Origin of the sequence: Flintibacter hominis (genome assembly GCF_014287965.1) — a bacterium.
Lineage (GTDB): Bacteria > Bacillota > Clostridia > Oscillospirales > Oscillospiraceae > Lawsonibacter > Lawsonibacter aceti.
Map to the genome: position 1 here is coordinate 1 of NZ_JACOPO010000009.1, position 15,543 is coordinate 15,543.

Below are 15,543 nucleotides of genomic sequence, written 5' to 3' on the forward strand. Positions count from 1 at the left end.
CGCACCATGGTTGAGTGTGTGGCTACTGAGTACGGCGTGGCCCATCTGCATGGCCTGTCTTTAGGCGAGAGAGCCGCTGCCATGGCCGCTATTGCTCACCCTGACTTCCGGGAGGAACTATATAAGTATGCTCAGGAAAACTTCTACTGAGGCAAAAGGGGCTGGGAGCACGCTACTTAAAAAACAAGACAGCCCAAGAGCGCCTCTCAACCGTGGAAGGACAGATTACGCCAGCCTGGTTCCAGGTACAGAAGGAGCTGACCAAGTGGGAAGTAGGTCTTGGTATAACGGGCCATATGACGGTAGAACGTTCAAAGCGTGCCGACGGCTGTTTGACGGAGAGGCTTTGAATTGGCTGACAGGAGTAAAATATCTCAGGGACAGCGGGATGTCACTAGATTCGATCAAAGAATATGTGGAACTATGCCTGGAGGGAGACTCCACCATTCCGAAGCGCTGTGATATTATCAGGACCCAGCGGGAAAAAGTGCGTGCCCAGTTGGAGGAGGCCAAGAGGCGGTTGCAGTATATGGATCACAAAATAGAGTTGTACCAAACAATTATGGAGAAGGGGACTCCCGACACTATGAATCCGGGAAAATGGCCTGCACGTTCTGTGGGGTAAGGGATCCATCTTCCATTTTTAAGAAACTTGTGTTAAACTCGACACTGATATCAGACCTGTCCCGAACCGCCGACAGCGCCGTTGTCGGCGGATTTTGTTTCAGAGACCATGGACAGAGAGAGGAGGAAGCAAACTTGGCCCAGGTAAAAAACGACTTTTCTCAGGGGAGCATCCCCCGCAATATCCTGTCCCTGGCACTGCCTATGACGGCGGCTCAACTGGTGAATGTACTGTACAGCGTAGTAGACCGCATCTATCTAGGCCGCCTGCCCGGCAGCAGCCACCTGGCGCTCACCGGGCTGGGAGTTACTATCCCCATCGTGTCTATCATCATGGGGCTGGCCAATCTCTGCGGTACTGGAGGCGGTCCGCTGTGTTCCATCTATCGGGGAAAAGGAGATGAGGAAGAAGCGGAGAATGTGATGGGAAATTCCTTTACGCTTCTTCTGCTTCTTGGCGCGGCGGCTACGGCATTTTTCTTGGTGCTGAAGCGGCCCATCCTCTATCTATTTGGTGCCAGCGACGATACATTTCCCTACGCTGACGACTATATGACCATCTACCTTTGCGGCACCTTGTTTGTTATGATCGGTCTGGGAATGAATCCCTTTATCAATGCCCAGGGGTTTGGAAAGACTGGGATGTTTACCGTGGTCATCGGCGCGGTCATCAATATCGTGTTAGACCCCATCTTTATTTTCCTGATGGATATGGGGGTGAAGGGAGCGGCCCTGGCCACTGTGATCGCTCAGGGTGTATCCGCGGTATGGGTGCTCCAATTTCTGACTGGCCGCCGGTCTATTCTCAAGCTGCGCCGGCGCTGTCTTCCATTACAGGGAAAGCGGGTCAGGCGCATCATCGCTCTGGGGCTGTCCGGCTTCTGCATGAATATGACCAACAGCCTGGTCCAGGTGGTGTGCAACGCCACCCTCCAGTTCTACGGCGGCGATCTGTATGTGGGCATCATGACCATTATCAACTCGGTCCGGGAGGTCTTTTTCATGCCGGTCCACGGGCTGACCAACGGCTCCCAGCCGGTGATGGGGTACAATTACGGGGCGGGTAAGTATGGCAGAGTCCGCCAGTCCATCCGCTTTGGCTGCGGACTGACTGTGGCCTATGCCGCCGCCTTTTGGGCACTGGCCATGGCCTTCCCAGGTTTGATGATCCAGATATTTAACGATGAGCCGGAGGTAATTCAGGCCGGTATCCCCGCCCTCCGCATCTATTTTGCCCTCTTTATCCCCATGTCCCTCCAGTCTGCGGGGCAGGCCGTCTTTGTGGCACTGGGCCGCTCCAAGCAGGCTGTATTCTTCTCTCTGCTGCGTAAGGCCATCATCAATGCCCCGCTGACGGTCATCCTGCCCATCTGGATTGGGACAAACGGTGTATTTATCGCCGAGGCGGTGTCCCAGCTCGTTGGCGGTTTGGCCTGCTTTGTCACTATGTATTGCACAGTTTACCGCCCTCTAGGGCGGCTCAAGGACGACACCCCTCTGCCTGCCCGCCGCTGAGATCAGGTGGGTACCCGCCTGGGATGGAAGAAAGCGCCTGGTTGCTGAAAGAAAAGATTTGGGCGTCAGCTTATGCTGGCGCCCAAACCTGTTGGAGGATAGAAATGAAAAGAAGAAAAGATCCTTAGTCAGCCATATTGAGAACGGGGAGGACAGGTCCATGCCGCGCCGGTCACAGCCCGCTCCCCGGAGCTTTTTGGTTCCTTTCTGATACCATCATACGCGGCAGGTCTGTAAAGTTCCACCGCTGACAGGTCAAATCTGGGTAAAATATAAGAAGAAGGGAAGGCATTTTCCCACAGAGAATCCTCTCTCCCTTGCCAAATGTCCGTCTTTATGAGAAAATAAAGAAAAAGATACATCCGTTGTCAGGAGTTTTGATATGAACGAACTGTTTGAAAAATCCATCCAAACCCTAGAGCTGCCCAGGGTGCTGGAAATGCTGGCCGGTTGCGCCGTCACCGACGAGGGGCGGGAGCGAGCCCTCGCCCTGCGTCCTATGACCGATATAGAGGATGTGCGTCGGGCCCAGGAGGAGACCTCTGCCGCTGTGAAGCTGCTGATCCTCCGGGGCACCCCAGGGTTTGCCGGGATCCGTCCGGTGGCGGCCAGCCTCCAGCGGGCGGATATGGGGGGTAGCCTGAATACACGGGAGCTATTGGAGGTAGCCGCCGTCCTGCGGGCCGCCCGTACCGCCGGTGAGTATGGAGCTGGGGAGGAGAAGTCCCCCATCTCTCACCTGTTCCACGCCTTGACCCCAAACCGCTTTTTGGAGGATACTATTACCAACTCCATTGTAGGGGAGGATGAACTGGCGGACTCCGCCAGTCCGGAGCTGGCCTCCATCCGCCGGCATATGCGGGCCACGGAGTCCAAGGTCCGGGACATCCTGCAGAAGCTGATCTCCTCCAACCAGTCCAAGTACCTTCAGGAGGCCATCATCACCATACGCTCAGACCGGTATGTGGTGCCGGTGAAGTCGGAGCATAAAAACGCTATCCCAGGCCTGGTCCACGATGTGTCTTCCTCCGGGTCTACCTTTTTCATCGAGCCCATGGGGGTTGTCAAGGCCAATAATGAGCTGCGAGAGTTATTGGCCAAGGAGAAAAAAGAGATCGAGCGCATCCTGGCCGAATTATCCGCCCAGTGTGCCAACCACAAAGAAGACATCCTAGAGGACTACCAGCTGTTGGTGTGGCTGGATGCCATCTTCGCCCGGGCCAAGCTGTCTCTAAAACTGGAGTGTACTGAACCCAGGCTGTCTGACAAGTATTTGCGCCTGCGGGGAGCAAGGCACCCCCTCCTGGACCAGAAGAAGGCGGTGGCCAACGACCTGGAATTGGGGGAGCGATTCGATACCCTGGTTATCACCGGCCCAAACACCGGAGGAAAGACGGTTACCCTGAAGACCCTGGGCCTGATCACCCTGATGGCCCAGTGTGGCCTCCATATCCCGGCAAAAGATGACTCTACCGTACGGGTCGTCTCCCGTGTGCTGGCCGATATCGGGGATGAGCAGTCCATCGCCCAGTCCCTGTCCACCTTCTCCTCCCACATGGTGAATATCGTGGGCATCTTGGAGGAGGCGGATGACGAGAGCCTGATTCTCTTTGACGAGCTGGGAGCGGGGACAGACCCGGTAGAGGGAGCTGCCCTGGCCGCTGCTATCATCGAGTCCGCCAGGGGACTGGGAGCCCAGGTGGCGGCCACGACCCACTATGCCGAGCTGAAGGTATACGCCATGACCACTCCGGGGGTGGAGAATGCCTCCTGCGAATTTAATGTGGAGACCTTGGCCCCCACCTACCGCCTGGTACTGGGTATTCCCGGAAAGTCCAACGCCTTTGCCATCTCACGCCGGCTGGGCCTGCCCGAGTATATCATCGAAAAGGCAGCCGCCCGCCTGGATGCGGAAAACGTCCGTTTCGAGGATGTGCTCACCCGTCTGGACCAGCAGCGCCAGGAGATGGAGAGAGAACGGACAGAGGCCCGCCGGCTGAAGCTGGAGATGGAGCAGTCGGCCAGTAAGGCCCGGGAGTACCGGGAAAAGCTGGAGGCGGAGCGGGCCAAGGTGGTGGAGAAGGCCCAGGCCGAGGCCCGTGCCATCATTCAGGAGGCCAGGGACGCCAGCGACCTGGCCATATCAGAGCTGAAGGAGCTCCAGAAGCGGAGGGACCTGGACTGGCAGCAGGTCAATGACAGCCGGGCGGAGGCCCGCCGCCTGCTCAACGAGGCGGAGCGGGGCATTGGCGGTCCGGCCCAGGAGGTGGAGACCCCGCCGCCAACCCGTCCTGCCGTGGCTGGGGACACTGTGGAGCTGGTGTCCATGGGGACTAAGGCTACGGTCCTGTCGGTCAATAAAGACGGCTCCCTTCAGCTTCAGGCCGGCATTTTAAAGATCTCCGCGAAGCAGGACGAGGTCCGGGTAGTGGAGGGGGAGAGCCAGTCCCAGAAGGAGGCCCGGCGTATTGTCGCCCGGGCGGAGCATACCCTGCGTACCGCTGCCGTCCCCTCCCAGGTGGATTTGCGCGGTATGATGACCGACGAGGCCATCGCTGTGCTGGAGCGATTCCTGGACACCGCCATGATGGGCAAGCTGGAAACGGTGACCATTATCCATGGCAAAGGAACAGGGGCGGTGCGGAACGCGGTGCGGACCTATTGCAGGCGTAGCCGGTATGTTAAGTCCTTCCGTCCGGGCCGCTACGGCGAGGGCGAGGACGGCGTCACAGTGGTTGAGCTGAAGTAGCGGGGCACCCCTCAAAGGAAGGCTCTTCGCCCAGCGGGATGGGGTAAGAACGGGTGAGACGGACAGCGTTTTGAGTTTGTGGGGGAAGAACAGGCGAATTTTCCGCCAAGAATTTGACGGATTATCCCTCTTGGAAAAGATTTCTAGAAAATCCCGTTGGTTACAGGAATTTTTCCTGTAAGGAAAGAGTTAGATTTGTGAAAAATGTCATTGACGAGAACGGGATAAATCTGGTATGCTTAGACCATATAAAACGACCAGTGCGGAGGTACAGCCATGTATAGTCAGGAAGCAGTCGTGAACAATCAGGTCGGTCTGCACGCCAGACCCGCCACTTTCTTTATCCAGAAGGCCAATGAGTTCAAGAGCTCTATCTGGGTGGAGAAGGAGGAGCGCAAGGTCAATGCCAAGAGCCTGCTGGGCGTTTTGTCCTTGGGCATCGTCAAGGGTACTCCAATTAAACTGATCGCGGACGGGCCCGATGAGAAGGAAGCGGTCGAAGCACTCTACAAGATGATCTCCTCCGATTTTTCTGAGTAAGGCATTTCCCATGAAAAGGCACCGCTTGGCGGTGCCTTTTTTGATATTTCCCCAAAAGGAGGGAGCGCGCCATGACCTTTGAGGAACTGAAAGAAAAAGCCCATAGCCTGCCGCTGAAGCCCGGCGTGTATATCATGCAGGACGCAAAGAATACTGTCATCTATGTAGGTAAGGCGAAGGCGCTGAAAAACCGGGTGAGCCAGTACTTTGCGAATCTGGCCTCCCATACGGAAAAGACTAGGGCCATGGTATCCCAGATCGACCACTTTGACGTCATTGTGGCTGACAGCGAGTTTGAGGCCCTGGTCCTGGAGTGCTCTCTCATCAAGCGGCACCAGCCCAGGTACAATATTCTGCTGAAGGACGATAAAGGCTATCCCTATATCCGCCTGTCTAATGAGGCGTATCCCCGCTTTTCCCTGGCGGCCCGACCGGCGGAGGACGGAGCGAGGTACTTTGGGCCCTACGCCAGCCGCCACAGCACCCAAGCGATTATCGACGCCCTGCGTACCGCCCTGCGCCTGCCCTCCTGCCGGAAGAAGTTTCCCAGGGATATCGGCAAGGAGCGGCCCTGCCTCAACTTTCATATGGGCAAGTGTGACGGCTACTGCCGGGGGGATGAGCTGAAGGCCCAGCATGACCAGGCGGTGTCCCAGGCCGTGTCCCTGCTGGAGGGGCGGTTCAAGGAAGTACAGGCAGATCTGACCACAGAGATGGAGCGGGCGGCAGAAGAACTGCGCTTTGAACAGGCAGCCCAGCTGCGGGACCGACTGAGAGCCATCGAGCTGCTTGGAAAACGGCAGAAGGTAGTGGCCGGCTCCTTGGCGGATACTGATGTGGCCGGTTTTTTCCGAGGGGAGGCCAAGAGCTGTTTCGTGGTCCTCCACTACATGGAGGGGGAGCTGGCCGCCAAAGACTTTGATCTGCTGGAAACCCCGATGGAAGAGGATGAGGAGAGCGTCCTATCCTCTCTGGTCCGGGAATACTATGTGGGCCGTAACCGTCTGCCCCGGCAGATACTGCTCCCTTGTGAACTGGTGGACCAGGTACCATTGACCCGCCTGCTGTCCGAGCAGGTGGAGCGGAAAGTGGAACTTGTCACCCCCCAGCGGGGGGCCAAGATGGACCTGATCCGCTTGGCCAACCAAAATGCCCAGGAGGAGGTGGAACGGGCCACCACACGGGAGGAGCGGCAGAACAAGCTGCTGGAGGCGCTGGGGAAGATGCTGGGGCTGGAACAGCCGCCCCGGCGGATGGAGTCCTACGATATCTCCAATCAGGGAGCCAGCGACATTGTGGCCTCCATGGTGGTATATGCGGACGGCAGGCCCCTCAAGCGGGATTACAGGCGCTTCAAGCTGAAGGACATGACCGGGCCGGATGACTACGCCTCCATGGAGCAAGTGCTTACCCGGCGATTCCGCCGCTATCTAGAGGGGGATGAGAAGTTTGCCGACCGTCCCGACCTGCTGCTTATTGACGGCGGTCATGAGCATGTAAAGGTGGCCCAGCGGGTGCTGGAGTCAATGAGGCTGGAGATCCCCGCCTTCGGTATGGTAAAGGACGACCGGCACCGTACCCGTGCCCTGGTCCATCCGGATGGGCGGGAAATCGGCATCCAGTCTATCCCCGCGGTGTTCGCCCTGATCGGCCAGATCCAGGAGGAGACCCACCGTTTCGCCATCGAATACCACCGTCAGCTCCAGTCGGGGCACATGAAGACCTCAGTGCTGGATCAGATCCCCAGTGTGGGCGAGGCGCGCCGCACCCAACTCCTCAAACACTTTAAGACCATCAAAGCGATCAGAGGAGCCTCTCTGGAGCAACTCCGGGAGGTGGTGCCCAGGAACACCGCTCAAGCGGTATATTATTATTTCCATCAGGAGGAACAAGACCATGAAGATCCAGACCATTGAGAACAGGATGCCGGAGCTGATCGGCGTCCTCACCCAAGTGTGGGAGGATTCTGTCCGAGCTACCCACCACTTCCTGATGCCCGGAGACGTGGAGCGCATCAAGGAGTATGTGCCCCAGGCCATTGGCGGGATTGGGAAGCTGGCGGTGGCCTTTAACGAGCAGGACCGTCCCGTGGGCTTTCTGGGCGTGGAGGGAGAGATGATCGAGATGCTTTTCCTGGACCCCGCGGTGCGGGGCAATGGTTTGGGTCGGTCCATGATGGACTACGCCGTCAAGAATTTCGGTGCCAGCAAGGTAAACGTCAACGAGCAGAATAGGGGAGCCAAAGGATTTTATGAGCACATGGGCTTTTCCGTCTGCCGCCGGACGGACACCGACGATCAGGGGAGGCCTTATCCCATCCTGTATATGGAACTGAAAAGGGCATGACTTAGGAGGAGAAGCGCCGTGGACAGAAAAAAGCTATGGCTGGACTGGGCGGTGGAGCTCCAGAGCTTGGCGCAGGCCGGGTTGTATTATGGCAAGGACAAATTCGACCGGGAGAGGTATGCCCGTATCCGGGAGATCGCCGCGGAGATACTGGCCTTCCAAGGAGATATGCCGCTGGAAAAGGTAAAGGACCTGTTCTGTTGTGAAACTGGGTATCAGACCCCGAAGCTGGCCACCCGGGCCGCTGTTTTTCAGGGGGAGAGGATTCTCCTCGTTCAGGAGCCGAAGGGGTGGGCTCTGCCCGGAGGCTGGGTGGACATGGATATCTCCGTAGCGGAGAATACCGTGAAAGAGGTGCGGGAGGAAGCAGGACTGGAGGTGAGGGCAGACCGGCTGATTGCCCTTCTGGATGGGGAGCGGCATCACACCACGGTGTATCCCTGGAAGGTGGCCATCGCCTTTGTCCTGTGTACTCTGGTGGGCGGAGCATTTCAGGAGAATCTGGAGACGACGGCCAGCGGTTGGTTCCCTCTTGATTCCATGCCTCCGCTGGACTGGGAAAAGACGACTCGGGAACAGTTGGAGCTATGCTTCCGGGCCAGAGCGGCGGTGCACTGGCATACTCTTCTGGAGTGAGCGGGTTCTTCCTGGAAGCCTGATCGTAGAATAAATCGCTTTCCTTTTAAGAGAGGAGAGCAGGGCCGTGGAAGGAGCAAAATTTTCTCTTGCAAATCCTCTGACTTTCATGTATAATATTCCCTGCATCAGATACCAGCCGGTGTGATGGAATTGGTAGACGTAGTGGACTCAAAATCCACCGCTGGCGACAGCGTACCGGTTCGAGTCCGGTCACCGGCACCACGTCGGAGCAAGCTTTGTATCGCTTGCTCCGACTTTTTTTGCAAAAGTCAGAGCGCGCTCACGCCGCTGCTCCTCCTTTCCAAATCGAACCCGCTGCGCTGGGCTTCGATTTGGTTTTGGGTGCAAGCTTGGAAGCTGCTGGCATCTATACTGCTGTGATATTCCACGTCGGAGCAAAGTCCGCTTTGCTCCGACGTCTTTTTATGTCTGGGGCAAAAAAGACATCATCTGTCCGCTCCCTTGCTCCTCTTTTCCAAATCGGAACCGCTGCGCTGGATTACGATTTGGTATCGCAGCTTCGCTGCGCTTTTATTGCGTGCATGAAAATATGGATTTTAGTCGCTCTTTGCCTGCCCGCAATCCTTTTGCATTTTGCGGATTGCGGGCTTTTTATGTTATTTTATCTTCTTCTTGATATGAATTTTTTGAGTTCTTTTCCGCATCTCAGGACTACTTTTGGAGCGGCATTGGGAGTTTATTCCGGCGGCATCAAAACATCGACAAGCTGGCAAAGGGATTATAGACAAATAAAGGTGGAGAAACGGCGTATAAGACAGAAAAAAAGGAGGTATCGCTGGCGGCAGATCACTTTGACCGAAAATTGACGAAAAAAACCGAAATCCCGGTCACCCAAACTGCATATTTTCCCTTATTCTTATATTGAGAAATAAAAAGGAGGGGAATTGTGTGGAACGAACCAATCACCTATCAGACAACTTAAAAGCATACAAGGAGGGAATGGGAAAAAGTCTTTCAGATTTTGCCAGGGAACTCAGCATTCCAAAGTCGACAATTCAGGCGGCGATGGCCGACGGAAATACGACATTGGATACCCTGATCCGCATCGCCAATGCACTAGGAGTTTCGCTGGATGAACTGGTATTCGGAACGGTGTCTATAGAGGCGGCAGGAAAAGCGAGATGCCTTCTGCGCCAGGTCGAGTGGTATCATTTTTTGCCAGCGGACAAGCAAGAGGCTTTTCAATATCATTTTGGGGAGATACTAAAGCTGTTGTAATATGAAAAACATGATTTTTGACACATCCGCGGAGATGACTGATATTTATGACCTGTTGCTCCGCTTGGGAGTTACCGCGAACTACATAGGCTTTTTCCATACAGCCTTCGCGGTGCATCTCGCGATCCAGGAGCCGGAGCGGCTTCTGCTGGTAACCAAATGCCTATACCCTGAGGTGGCGGGGCAATACCAGACCAACTGGAGCTGCGTTGAGCGCAACATCCGGATGATAGCAGAAATTGCGTGGAACCGCGGCCGTCCATTCCTAGAAGAGCTGGCCCGCCGTCCACTGATGGACAGACCAAAAGCATCTGAATTTTTGGCGATTTTGGCTGCCTATCTTTTGCCCCGCCAGTATGGTGATACATGAAATTGGGAAAAGGAGGGGGAGGCATCCGTTTTAGCGGATGCCTCCCCCTCCTTTTTTGGCGGGTTTGTCGTCTGCCCTATGAAGGGCTGCGAAGCAGCTGCCCACGGGCGGCAGGGGTTTACATGATGTGCTCCTCGGCGCAGTTGTCCAGGACGCGGAAACCCATATCCTCTCGAGTGGCCACATGGAAGTGGGCGATGCTGGTCGGGTCGAACTTGGGACACAGACGAAGCTCCGGACTCAGACGCAGGTCCTCCACAGAATTTCTAAATTCCTGCTTTTTCACAGAGATCACCCCCGGAAACAGTATTTCCAATCCCAGCCGCCGCTATGAGCAGATGAGCGCAAAATAGCTTCCGCAACCGGCGGTTGTCAAATTGAATACAGCTTTTGGTTGCGCTGTTCACTGAAATTTGCTATGCTGAACACCGACTCAGGAACAAAACAAAAGAGGGGGACAGTATGGAATTTCAAAATCGGCTTTATGACCTGCGCAAGCGGTCAGGGCTTTCTCAGGAGGAACTAGCCAATCTGGTGGGGGTGACCCGCCAGGCGGTGCAGAAGTGGGAGGCAGGCACAAGCCGGCCTGATATGGATAACCTGACCGCCCTGGCCCGGTATTTTAACGTGACGCTGGACTGGCTCATCACTGGTCATGAGATGGAATCATGTGCCGCCGCCCAGAACGGCCCAGTGGTGGTGGAGAACCACTACCATTATAACAGCTGGCACTATGAGTATAAAAGTAAGTGTACCGTCTTTGGGCTGCCGCTGGTCCATATTAACCTGGCACAGCGGGGCTTCTGTGTCGCCAGAGGTGTTGTTGCCATCGGCAATGTTTCGGTGGGTGCGCTATCCATCGGGGTCTTTGCGCTGGGGGGAATCACAGTAGGGGCCTTTGGAATGGGGCTGTTGGCCCTGGCCGGAATGGCCCTCGGCCTGCTCGCGATGGGCGGGATCGCTCTGGGGTATGTGGCGGTAGGAGGCTGTGCCTTCGGCTATCTGGCCATTGGAGGAAGCTCTGTCGGGATATACGCCGCCGGTGGCGCGGCGATGGCCCGGGATGTGGCGGTAGGCAGTGCGGCTACCGCGGACCTTCTGGCCATAGGACAGGATGCCCGTGCGGCGATGACGATGGGGCTGTCTGACACACGGGAAGCCATTTTCCAGGCCATTGGGCAGACCGGAGCGCCCGACTGGATCAGGAGCGTTCTGATGTTTTGTATTGGCCGGTAACAGAAAACGCGGAGGACGCATAACGTCCTCCGCGTTTTGTCATTCCTCTGTTGATTCCTGCGCTGAGGGTGGGGAGGGGGGGGCGTTGCGCCGGGCCACATCTACCCGCAGCATCTGGTAGAGGGCAGCGGCCAAGGGGACAGCCAGCAGCATCCCGCCAATGCCGAGGACGCCGCCGCCAATGGTGACAGCAGCCAGCACCCAGATACCGGGCAGGCCGATGGAGGAGCCCACTACCTTAGGGTAGATTAAATTGCCTTCAAGCTGCTGCAGGATCGCGATAAAAATCAGGAAGAACAGCGATTGGAAGGGTGATACAGTAAAGATCATAAAGGCTCCCACACCGGCGCCGATGTAAGCGCCGGCCACAGGGATCAGGGCAGTAAAGCCAATGAGAGCTCCCACCATGGAGGCGTAAGGGAACCGCAACAGCATCATGCCGCCCATACACAGCAGGCCCAGGATGACGGCTTCTGTACACTGGCCCACCACGAAGCGGCGGAAACAGGAGTGGAGAGTTTCAAGAAAGTAAACCAGATGGCTGTACCAGGCCGGCTTCAGATAGGTCTTCATAACTAGGGAGATCTGGCGGCCCAGCTTCTCCTTGCCCAAGAGTAGATAGATGGAGAAAATGATGCTCACGACGGCGGTAAAGGCGGTGGAAACCGTGGCGGAAACCAGGGACAGTACCGAGCCCATGACACCACCTACTCCCTTGACCAGCCACTGAGTAATGGAGGTGATGACCTCCTTCCAGTTAATGGAGCCATCTGCCAGCGCGGTGCTGGAGATGGAGAAGAACTGGGACAGGTCCAGATTTTCACTCAGCTTCTCCAGCATAGGCACTACCTCCTGGATGAGAACCAGGGTACACTCTAACAGCTCAGGAAGAATCATGCGGATGAGGAGGAAAACGATGGCGATCAGACTGGCAAAAGCCAAAAGCAGGCAGACCGGCCGGCGGCTTTTGATGACAAAGGGACTTTTGGTATCGGGGAAGTACCAGCCCTCATACAGGCTCATGAGGATATTGACCGCATAAGCGATAACGGCGCCCAAAACCAGGGGGAAGGCGGCCCCCAGCCCCAAAAGGAGCAGGGAGGACAGGGCTCCCCAGTAGTGGATAGCCAGATAAAGGAGAAACAGGACCACACCCAGCCGGGCAGCCCCCATCCATTCCCGTTTCATTACAGACCCTCCATCATATGGATCTTCAGGTAGCCGCCCTCCACATTGGTCTCCTCGATGAACTGGGGGACGGCGGGGATCATCAGCTCCCGCTCCCCGCCCCGGATGACATAGACATTGTTGGCGGGCAAAGTAAGAATGTCCTCAACCTTGCCTAGGACTTGTCCAGACTGGGCGTCACGGGCCTCTAGCCCATAGATATCGGCCAGGAAAAAGGCTCCCTGAGGGAGATGGGCATCCTTACGGTCAATATACAAGATGGCGTTGCGCATGGCCAAGGCAGAAGGAACGTCACAGATCCCCTGAAACTTGATGATAACCATGCTTTTATGGACGCGGGCCCGCTCCACCTGGATAGGCCAATGGGACTGATCTACATAGAGGGTTTTGAACTTGCACAAAAATTCCGGAGAGTCAGCCCAGGGCTGGACCCGCACCTCTCCCATGACGCCGTGGACGTTGGTGATCTTGCCCACTTCCAAATATTGTGCCGGCATGGCATAGCCTCCGTTGCAGAAAATTTTATATCACAGGCGGCGGAAAGCCGCCAGGAAAATGGAAAGAAAACAAAAGCGCAGGAAAAGCCTGCGCCTTTGTTTTAGTCGACGATCTCTACGGAAACACGTTTTCCAGACCGTTGAGCCAGCGAGCGGACCAGGACACGGATCTCCTTGGCGATGCGGCCCTGGCGGCCAATCACCTTACCCATATCCTCGGGAGCCACCCGCAGCTCCAGGACGGTTTCGCCGTCGCCCTCGGCCTCGGTGACGGACACCTGCTCCGGGTGCTCCACCAGGTTTTGGGCGACATAGGTCAGAAGCTCTTTCATTGTGTGCAAAACCTCCAGCCTTACAGAGCACCGGCTTTTTTCAGCAGATCACGGACGGTCTCAGTGGGTTGAGCGCCGGTCTTGATCCAGGCCTGAGCGCGCTCCACATCCACATTCAGCTCGGCGGGGTTGGCGACAGGGTTGTAAATGCCGATCTCCTCGATGAAACGGCCGTCCCGAGGATAGCGGGAGTCAGCCACCACGATACGATAGAAGGGAGCCTTCTTGGCGCCCATGCGGCGCAGTCTGATCTTAACCATTTATATTCACCTCCAAATGAATTGATAGATTTATATGGAAAGCGCGCGCGGCGCTTTGCCAACCTCATCAGCGCGGAGTCCGCTCTGCTTCAGATACACTTTGGGCATCTGGCGCTCCGCTCCCTGGGGCCTATACTGGCGGCTGTCTCAGAAAGGGAATCCCCGTCCCATTCCAGGCATCATCCCGCCCTTTTTTCCCATCATCTTACGCAGGCTTCTGGGCATCTTGCCGCCGGAAAACTGCTTTGTCATGGCCTGAAGCATCTCAAACTGCTTGAGTAGTCGATTTACATCCACCACCTGAGTGCCAGATCCGGCGGCGATGCGTTTTTTTCGACTGGAATTGAGAATACTGGGATTTTCCCGCTCATAGGGGGTCATGGAAGTGATGATGGCCTCCATTCGCTGGAGAGCCTTCCCATCCAGCGCGGCCCCTTCCAAATCAGAGGCCTTGACGCCGGGAAGCATACCGGCGATATCAGACAGGGAGCCCATGCCCTTTAGCTGGACCATCTGATCATATAAGTCGGACAGGGTAAACTTGTTTTTCCGTAACTTCTCCTGAAGCTCCAGAGCCTTCTTCTGATCGAAGTTTTGCTCCGCCTTCTCAATAAGGGAGAGAACGTCGCCCATGCCGAGGATGCGGCTGGCCATCCGGTCGGGGTGAAAGACCTCGATTTGGTCCAGCTTTTCCCCCATGCCCACAAACTTGATGGGTTTTCCAGTTACTGCCCGGATGGAGAGGGCAGCGCCGCCCCGGGCGTCGCCGTCCAGCTTGGTGAGCACTACACCGTCGATATCCAAGGCGTCATCAAAGGCTTTGGCGGCGTTGACCGCATCCTGGCCGATCATGGCGTCCACTACCAACAGGATCTCAGTGGGAGAAACAGCGGCCTTGATCTTGCACAGTTCATCCATCAGTGCTTCATCCACATGGAGCCGTCCGGCAGTGTCCAGGAACACCATGTCATTGCCATGTTTGATTGCGTGCTCCACCGCGGCCTTGGCGATATGCACTGGATCTGTCTGCCCCATCTGAAAGACGGGGATGCCCAACTGCTCGCCCACTACCTCCAGCTGCTTGATGGCGGCGGGGCGGTAGATATCACAGGCGGCCAGCAGGGGCCGCTTGCCGTTCTGCCTCTTCATCAAACCGGCCAGCTTGGCGCCGTTGGTGGTCTTACCGGCGCCCTGAAGGCCAACCATCATGACCACCGTAGGGGGCTTGGAGGCGATGGTCAGCTTGGCGCTGGCCCCGCCCATCAGCTCGGTAAGCTCCTGGTTGACGATCTTAATGATCTGCTGGGCCGGGGACAGGGCCTCCAGCACGTCGGCCCCAACAGCCTTCTCCGTGACCTGGGCCACGAACTGCTTGACCACCTTATAGCTGACATCGGCCTCCAGAAGGGCCAGGCGGATCTCACGCATGGCCTCCTTCACATCGGCTTCGGACAGGCGGCCCTTGCCCCTCAGCTTTTTAAAGGCGGCGGACAGCTTTTCAGAAAGTCCTTCAAATGCCATGGATTACTCCTTTAACAGCTGGTCAGCGGTATCCCGCACCCGGAGGGCCAGCAGCTCCATGTCGGCCTGGTCCCGCTGTGCGGCCAATTCCACCAGCTGCTGGGCGTCCTGGCGGAGCTGCTCCAACTGGCTGTGCATGGTGTGGAACCGCTTGATCAGGCCGGTCTTGTCCTCCAACTCGGTGAGGATGGCCTCGGCCCGGACGATAACATCCCGGACTCCCTGGCGGGTGATGCCATAGTTCTCAGCGATCTCGCCCAGGGACAGGTCCTCGTTGTAATAGAGGTCATAAAATTCCTTCTGGCGGTCAGTGAGCACATCGCCATAAAAATCATAGAGCATGGCCATGCGATAAGCCTGACTTTTCATAGGTACTGACCTCCTCAAACAAAAAATGTAAAGGAAATTAACTTTACAAACGGAATCATACCATATTTTTCTCCTGTTGTCAAGTCAAATTCCTTGCGGGCAGAGGGCTCTGCTTTGG

The 15,543-nt window shown here is 56.5% G+C and carries 20 protein-coding genes and 1 tRNA gene; 14 read left to right on the forward strand and 7 right to left on the reverse strand.

The annotated features are described in order from the left end of the window. Window positions 1-6: 6 nt before the first annotated feature. From H8S11_RS11505 to H8S11_RS11560, 13 genes are all read left to right on the forward strand, one after another. Complete coding sequence (locus tag H8S11_RS11505) at window positions 7-150, forward strand: acetyl-CoA hydrolase/transferase C-terminal domain-containing protein (RefSeq protein ID WP_243201044.1); 144 nt, start codon at window positions 7-9, stop codon at window positions 148-150. Between the two features lie 62 nt (window positions 151-212). Next, the gene (locus tag H8S11_RS13990; RefSeq protein WP_243201040.1) at window positions 213-350 is read left to right on the forward strand and encodes a hypothetical protein; all 138 of its coding nucleotides are present in this window, start codon (window positions 213-215) and stop codon (window positions 348-350) included. After that, window positions 347-625 (forward strand): MerR family DNA-binding protein, encoded by a 279-nt coding sequence (locus H8S11_RS14305; RefSeq protein WP_366461177.1) that lies wholly within the window; start codon window positions 347-349, stop codon window positions 623-625. The genes H8S11_RS13990 and H8S11_RS14305 overlap by 4 nt, the downstream gene beginning before the upstream one ends. A 134-nt stretch (window positions 626-759) precedes the next feature. Continuing rightward, window positions 760-2,139, forward strand: a complete 1,380-nt coding sequence (locus H8S11_RS11515; RefSeq protein WP_147572009.1) for an MATE family efflux transporter — start codon at window positions 760-762, stop codon at window positions 2,137-2,139. A 382-nt stretch (window positions 2,140-2,521) separates the two neighbouring features. After that, the gene (locus tag H8S11_RS11520; RefSeq protein WP_186853232.1) at window positions 2,522-4,888 is read left to right on the forward strand and encodes an endonuclease MutS2; all 2,367 of its coding nucleotides are present in this window, start codon (window positions 2,522-2,524) and stop codon (window positions 4,886-4,888) included. Between the two features lie 276 nt (window positions 4,889-5,164). Continuing rightward, window positions 5,165-5,428 (forward strand): HPr family phosphocarrier protein, encoded by a 264-nt coding sequence (locus H8S11_RS11525; protein ID WP_023347782.1) that lies wholly within the window; start codon window positions 5,165-5,167, stop codon window positions 5,426-5,428. A gap of 71 nt (window positions 5,429-5,499) precedes the next feature. Then, window positions 5,500-7,344 (forward strand): excinuclease ABC subunit UvrC, encoded by a 1,845-nt coding sequence (uvrC, locus tag H8S11_RS11530; RefSeq protein ID WP_147572007.1) that lies wholly within the window; start codon window positions 5,500-5,502, stop codon window positions 7,342-7,344. Next, window positions 7,325-7,774 (forward strand): GNAT family N-acetyltransferase, encoded by a 450-nt coding sequence (locus H8S11_RS11535; protein ID WP_186853233.1) that lies wholly within the window; start codon window positions 7,325-7,327, stop codon window positions 7,772-7,774. Before uvrC ends, H8S11_RS11535 begins: the two co-directional genes overlap by 20 nt. 18 nt (window positions 7,775-7,792) lie before the next feature. Beyond that, window positions 7,793-8,410, forward strand: coding sequence for an NUDIX hydrolase (locus H8S11_RS11540; RefSeq protein ID WP_147572005.1), 618 nt, complete (start codon window positions 7,793-7,795; stop codon window positions 8,408-8,410). Between the two features lie 138 nt (window positions 8,411-8,548). Next, window positions 8,549-8,635: transfer RNA gene (locus tag H8S11_RS11545), tRNA-Leu, on the forward strand. A 14-nt stretch (window positions 8,636-8,649) separates the two neighbouring features. After that, window positions 8,650-9,240 carry a hypothetical protein gene (locus H8S11_RS11550; protein ID WP_186853234.1) on the forward strand — a complete coding sequence of 197 codons (591 nt, stop codon included), beginning with the start codon at window positions 8,650-8,652 and terminating at the stop codon, window positions 9,238-9,240. Between the two features lie 82 nt (window positions 9,241-9,322). Continuing rightward, complete coding sequence (locus H8S11_RS11555; RefSeq protein WP_147572003.1) at window positions 9,323-9,652, forward strand: helix-turn-helix domain-containing protein; 330 nt, start codon at window positions 9,323-9,325, stop codon at window positions 9,650-9,652. A 1-nt stretch (window position 9,653) separates the two neighbouring features. After that, window positions 9,654-10,022 (forward strand): sporulation initiation factor Spo0A C-terminal domain-containing protein, encoded by a 369-nt coding sequence (locus H8S11_RS11560; RefSeq protein WP_243201041.1) that lies wholly within the window; start codon window positions 9,654-9,656, stop codon window positions 10,020-10,022. A 118-nt stretch (window positions 10,023-10,140) separates the two neighbouring features. Here the strand turns inward: H8S11_RS11560 and H8S11_RS11565 are convergent, their stop codons facing one another. Continuing rightward, window positions 10,141-10,308: a hypothetical protein gene (locus H8S11_RS11565; protein WP_186853235.1), complete on the reverse strand. Its 168-nt coding sequence runs from the start codon at window positions 10,306-10,308 to the stop codon at window positions 10,141-10,143. A gap of 176 nt (window positions 10,309-10,484) precedes the next feature. Between H8S11_RS11565 and H8S11_RS11570 the strand changes: the two genes are divergently transcribed. Beyond that, window positions 10,485-11,258, forward strand: a complete 774-nt coding sequence (locus tag H8S11_RS11570; RefSeq protein WP_147572002.1) for a helix-turn-helix domain-containing protein — start codon at window positions 10,485-10,487, stop codon at window positions 11,256-11,258. 39 nt (window positions 11,259-11,297) lie between these two features. Here the strand turns inward: H8S11_RS11570 and H8S11_RS11575 are convergent, their stop codons facing one another. The 6 genes from H8S11_RS11575 to ylxM form a co-directional block, all read right to left on the reverse strand. Then, a complete protein-coding gene (locus tag H8S11_RS11575) occupies window positions 11,298-12,446 on the reverse strand; it encodes an AI-2E family transporter (protein WP_186853236.1) in 1,149 nt (382 codons plus the stop codon). Next, on the reverse strand, window positions 12,446-12,943 hold the full coding sequence (rimM, locus tag H8S11_RS11580; RefSeq protein WP_186853237.1) for a ribosome maturation factor RimM: 498 nt from the start codon (window positions 12,941-12,943) through the stop codon (window positions 12,446-12,448). The genes H8S11_RS11575 and rimM overlap by 1 nt, the downstream gene beginning before the upstream one ends. Before the next feature lie 101 nt (window positions 12,944-13,044). Continuing rightward, window positions 13,045-13,275 carry a KH domain-containing protein gene (locus H8S11_RS11585; protein ID WP_186853238.1) on the reverse strand — a complete coding sequence of 77 codons (231 nt, stop codon included), beginning with the start codon at window positions 13,273-13,275 and terminating at the stop codon, window positions 13,045-13,047. A gap of 20 nt (window positions 13,276-13,295) precedes the next feature. Further along, window positions 13,296-13,535 carry a 30S ribosomal protein S16 gene (gene rpsP, locus H8S11_RS11590; protein ID WP_147571998.1) on the reverse strand — a complete coding sequence of 80 codons (240 nt, stop codon included), beginning with the start codon at window positions 13,533-13,535 and terminating at the stop codon, window positions 13,296-13,298. Between the two features lie 147 nt (window positions 13,536-13,682). Beyond that, the gene (gene ffh / locus H8S11_RS11595) at window positions 13,683-15,056 is read right to left on the reverse strand and encodes a signal recognition particle protein (protein WP_186853239.1); all 1,374 of its coding nucleotides are present in this window, start codon (window positions 15,054-15,056) and stop codon (window positions 13,683-13,685) included. Window positions 15,057-15,059: 3 nt separating this feature from the next. Beyond that, window positions 15,060-15,425 carry a YlxM family DNA-binding protein gene (gene ylxM / locus H8S11_RS11600; protein WP_147571996.1) on the reverse strand — a complete coding sequence of 122 codons (366 nt, stop codon included), beginning with the start codon at window positions 15,423-15,425 and terminating at the stop codon, window positions 15,060-15,062. Window positions 15,426-15,543 lie beyond the last annotated feature (118 nt).

Excerpts from the sequence above, each read along its gene's own strand:
- ffh (WP_186853239.1), bottom strand. The coding sequence starts at position 15,056 with ATGGCATTTGAAGGACTTTCTGAAAAGCTGTCCGCCGCCTTTAAAAAG.
- H8S11_RS11525 (WP_023347782.1), top strand. The coding sequence starts at position 5,165 with ATGTATAGTCAGGAAGCAGTCGTGAACAATCAGGTCGGTCTGCACGCC.
- H8S11_RS11505 (WP_243201044.1), top strand. The coding sequence starts at position 7 with ATGGTTGAGTGTGTGGCTACTGAGTACGGCGTGGCCCATCTGCATGGC.
- H8S11_RS11520 (WP_186853232.1), top strand. The coding sequence starts at position 2,522 with ATGAACGAACTGTTTGAAAAATCCATCCAAACCCTAGAGCTGCCCAGG.
- H8S11_RS11560 (WP_243201041.1), top strand. The coding sequence starts at position 9,654 with ATGAAAAACATGATTTTTGACACATCCGCGGAGATGACTGATATTTAT.
- H8S11_RS11585 (WP_186853238.1), bottom strand. The coding sequence starts at position 13,275 with ATGAAAGAGCTTCTGACCTATGTCGCCCAAAACCTGGTGGAGCACCCG.
- uvrC (WP_147572007.1), top strand. The coding sequence starts at position 5,500 with ATGACCTTTGAGGAACTGAAAGAAAAAGCCCATAGCCTGCCGCTGAAG.
- H8S11_RS11535 (WP_186853233.1), top strand. The coding sequence starts at position 7,325 with ATGAAGATCCAGACCATTGAGAACAGGATGCCGGAGCTGATCGGCGTC.
- rimM (WP_186853237.1), bottom strand. The coding sequence starts at position 12,943 with ATGCCGGCACAATATTTGGAAGTGGGCAAGATCACCAACGTCCACGGC.
- rpsP (WP_147571998.1), bottom strand. The coding sequence starts at position 13,535 with ATGGTTAAGATCAGACTGCGCCGCATGGGCGCCAAGAAGGCTCCCTTC.
- ylxM (WP_147571996.1), bottom strand. The coding sequence starts at position 15,425 with ATGAAAAGTCAGGCTTATCGCATGGCCATGCTCTATGATTTTTATGGC.
- H8S11_RS11575 (WP_186853236.1), bottom strand. The coding sequence starts at position 12,446 with ATGAAACGGGAATGGATGGGGGCTGCCCGGCTGGGTGTGGTCCTGTTT.
- H8S11_RS11570 (WP_147572002.1), top strand. The coding sequence starts at position 10,485 with ATGGAATTTCAAAATCGGCTTTATGACCTGCGCAAGCGGTCAGGGCTT.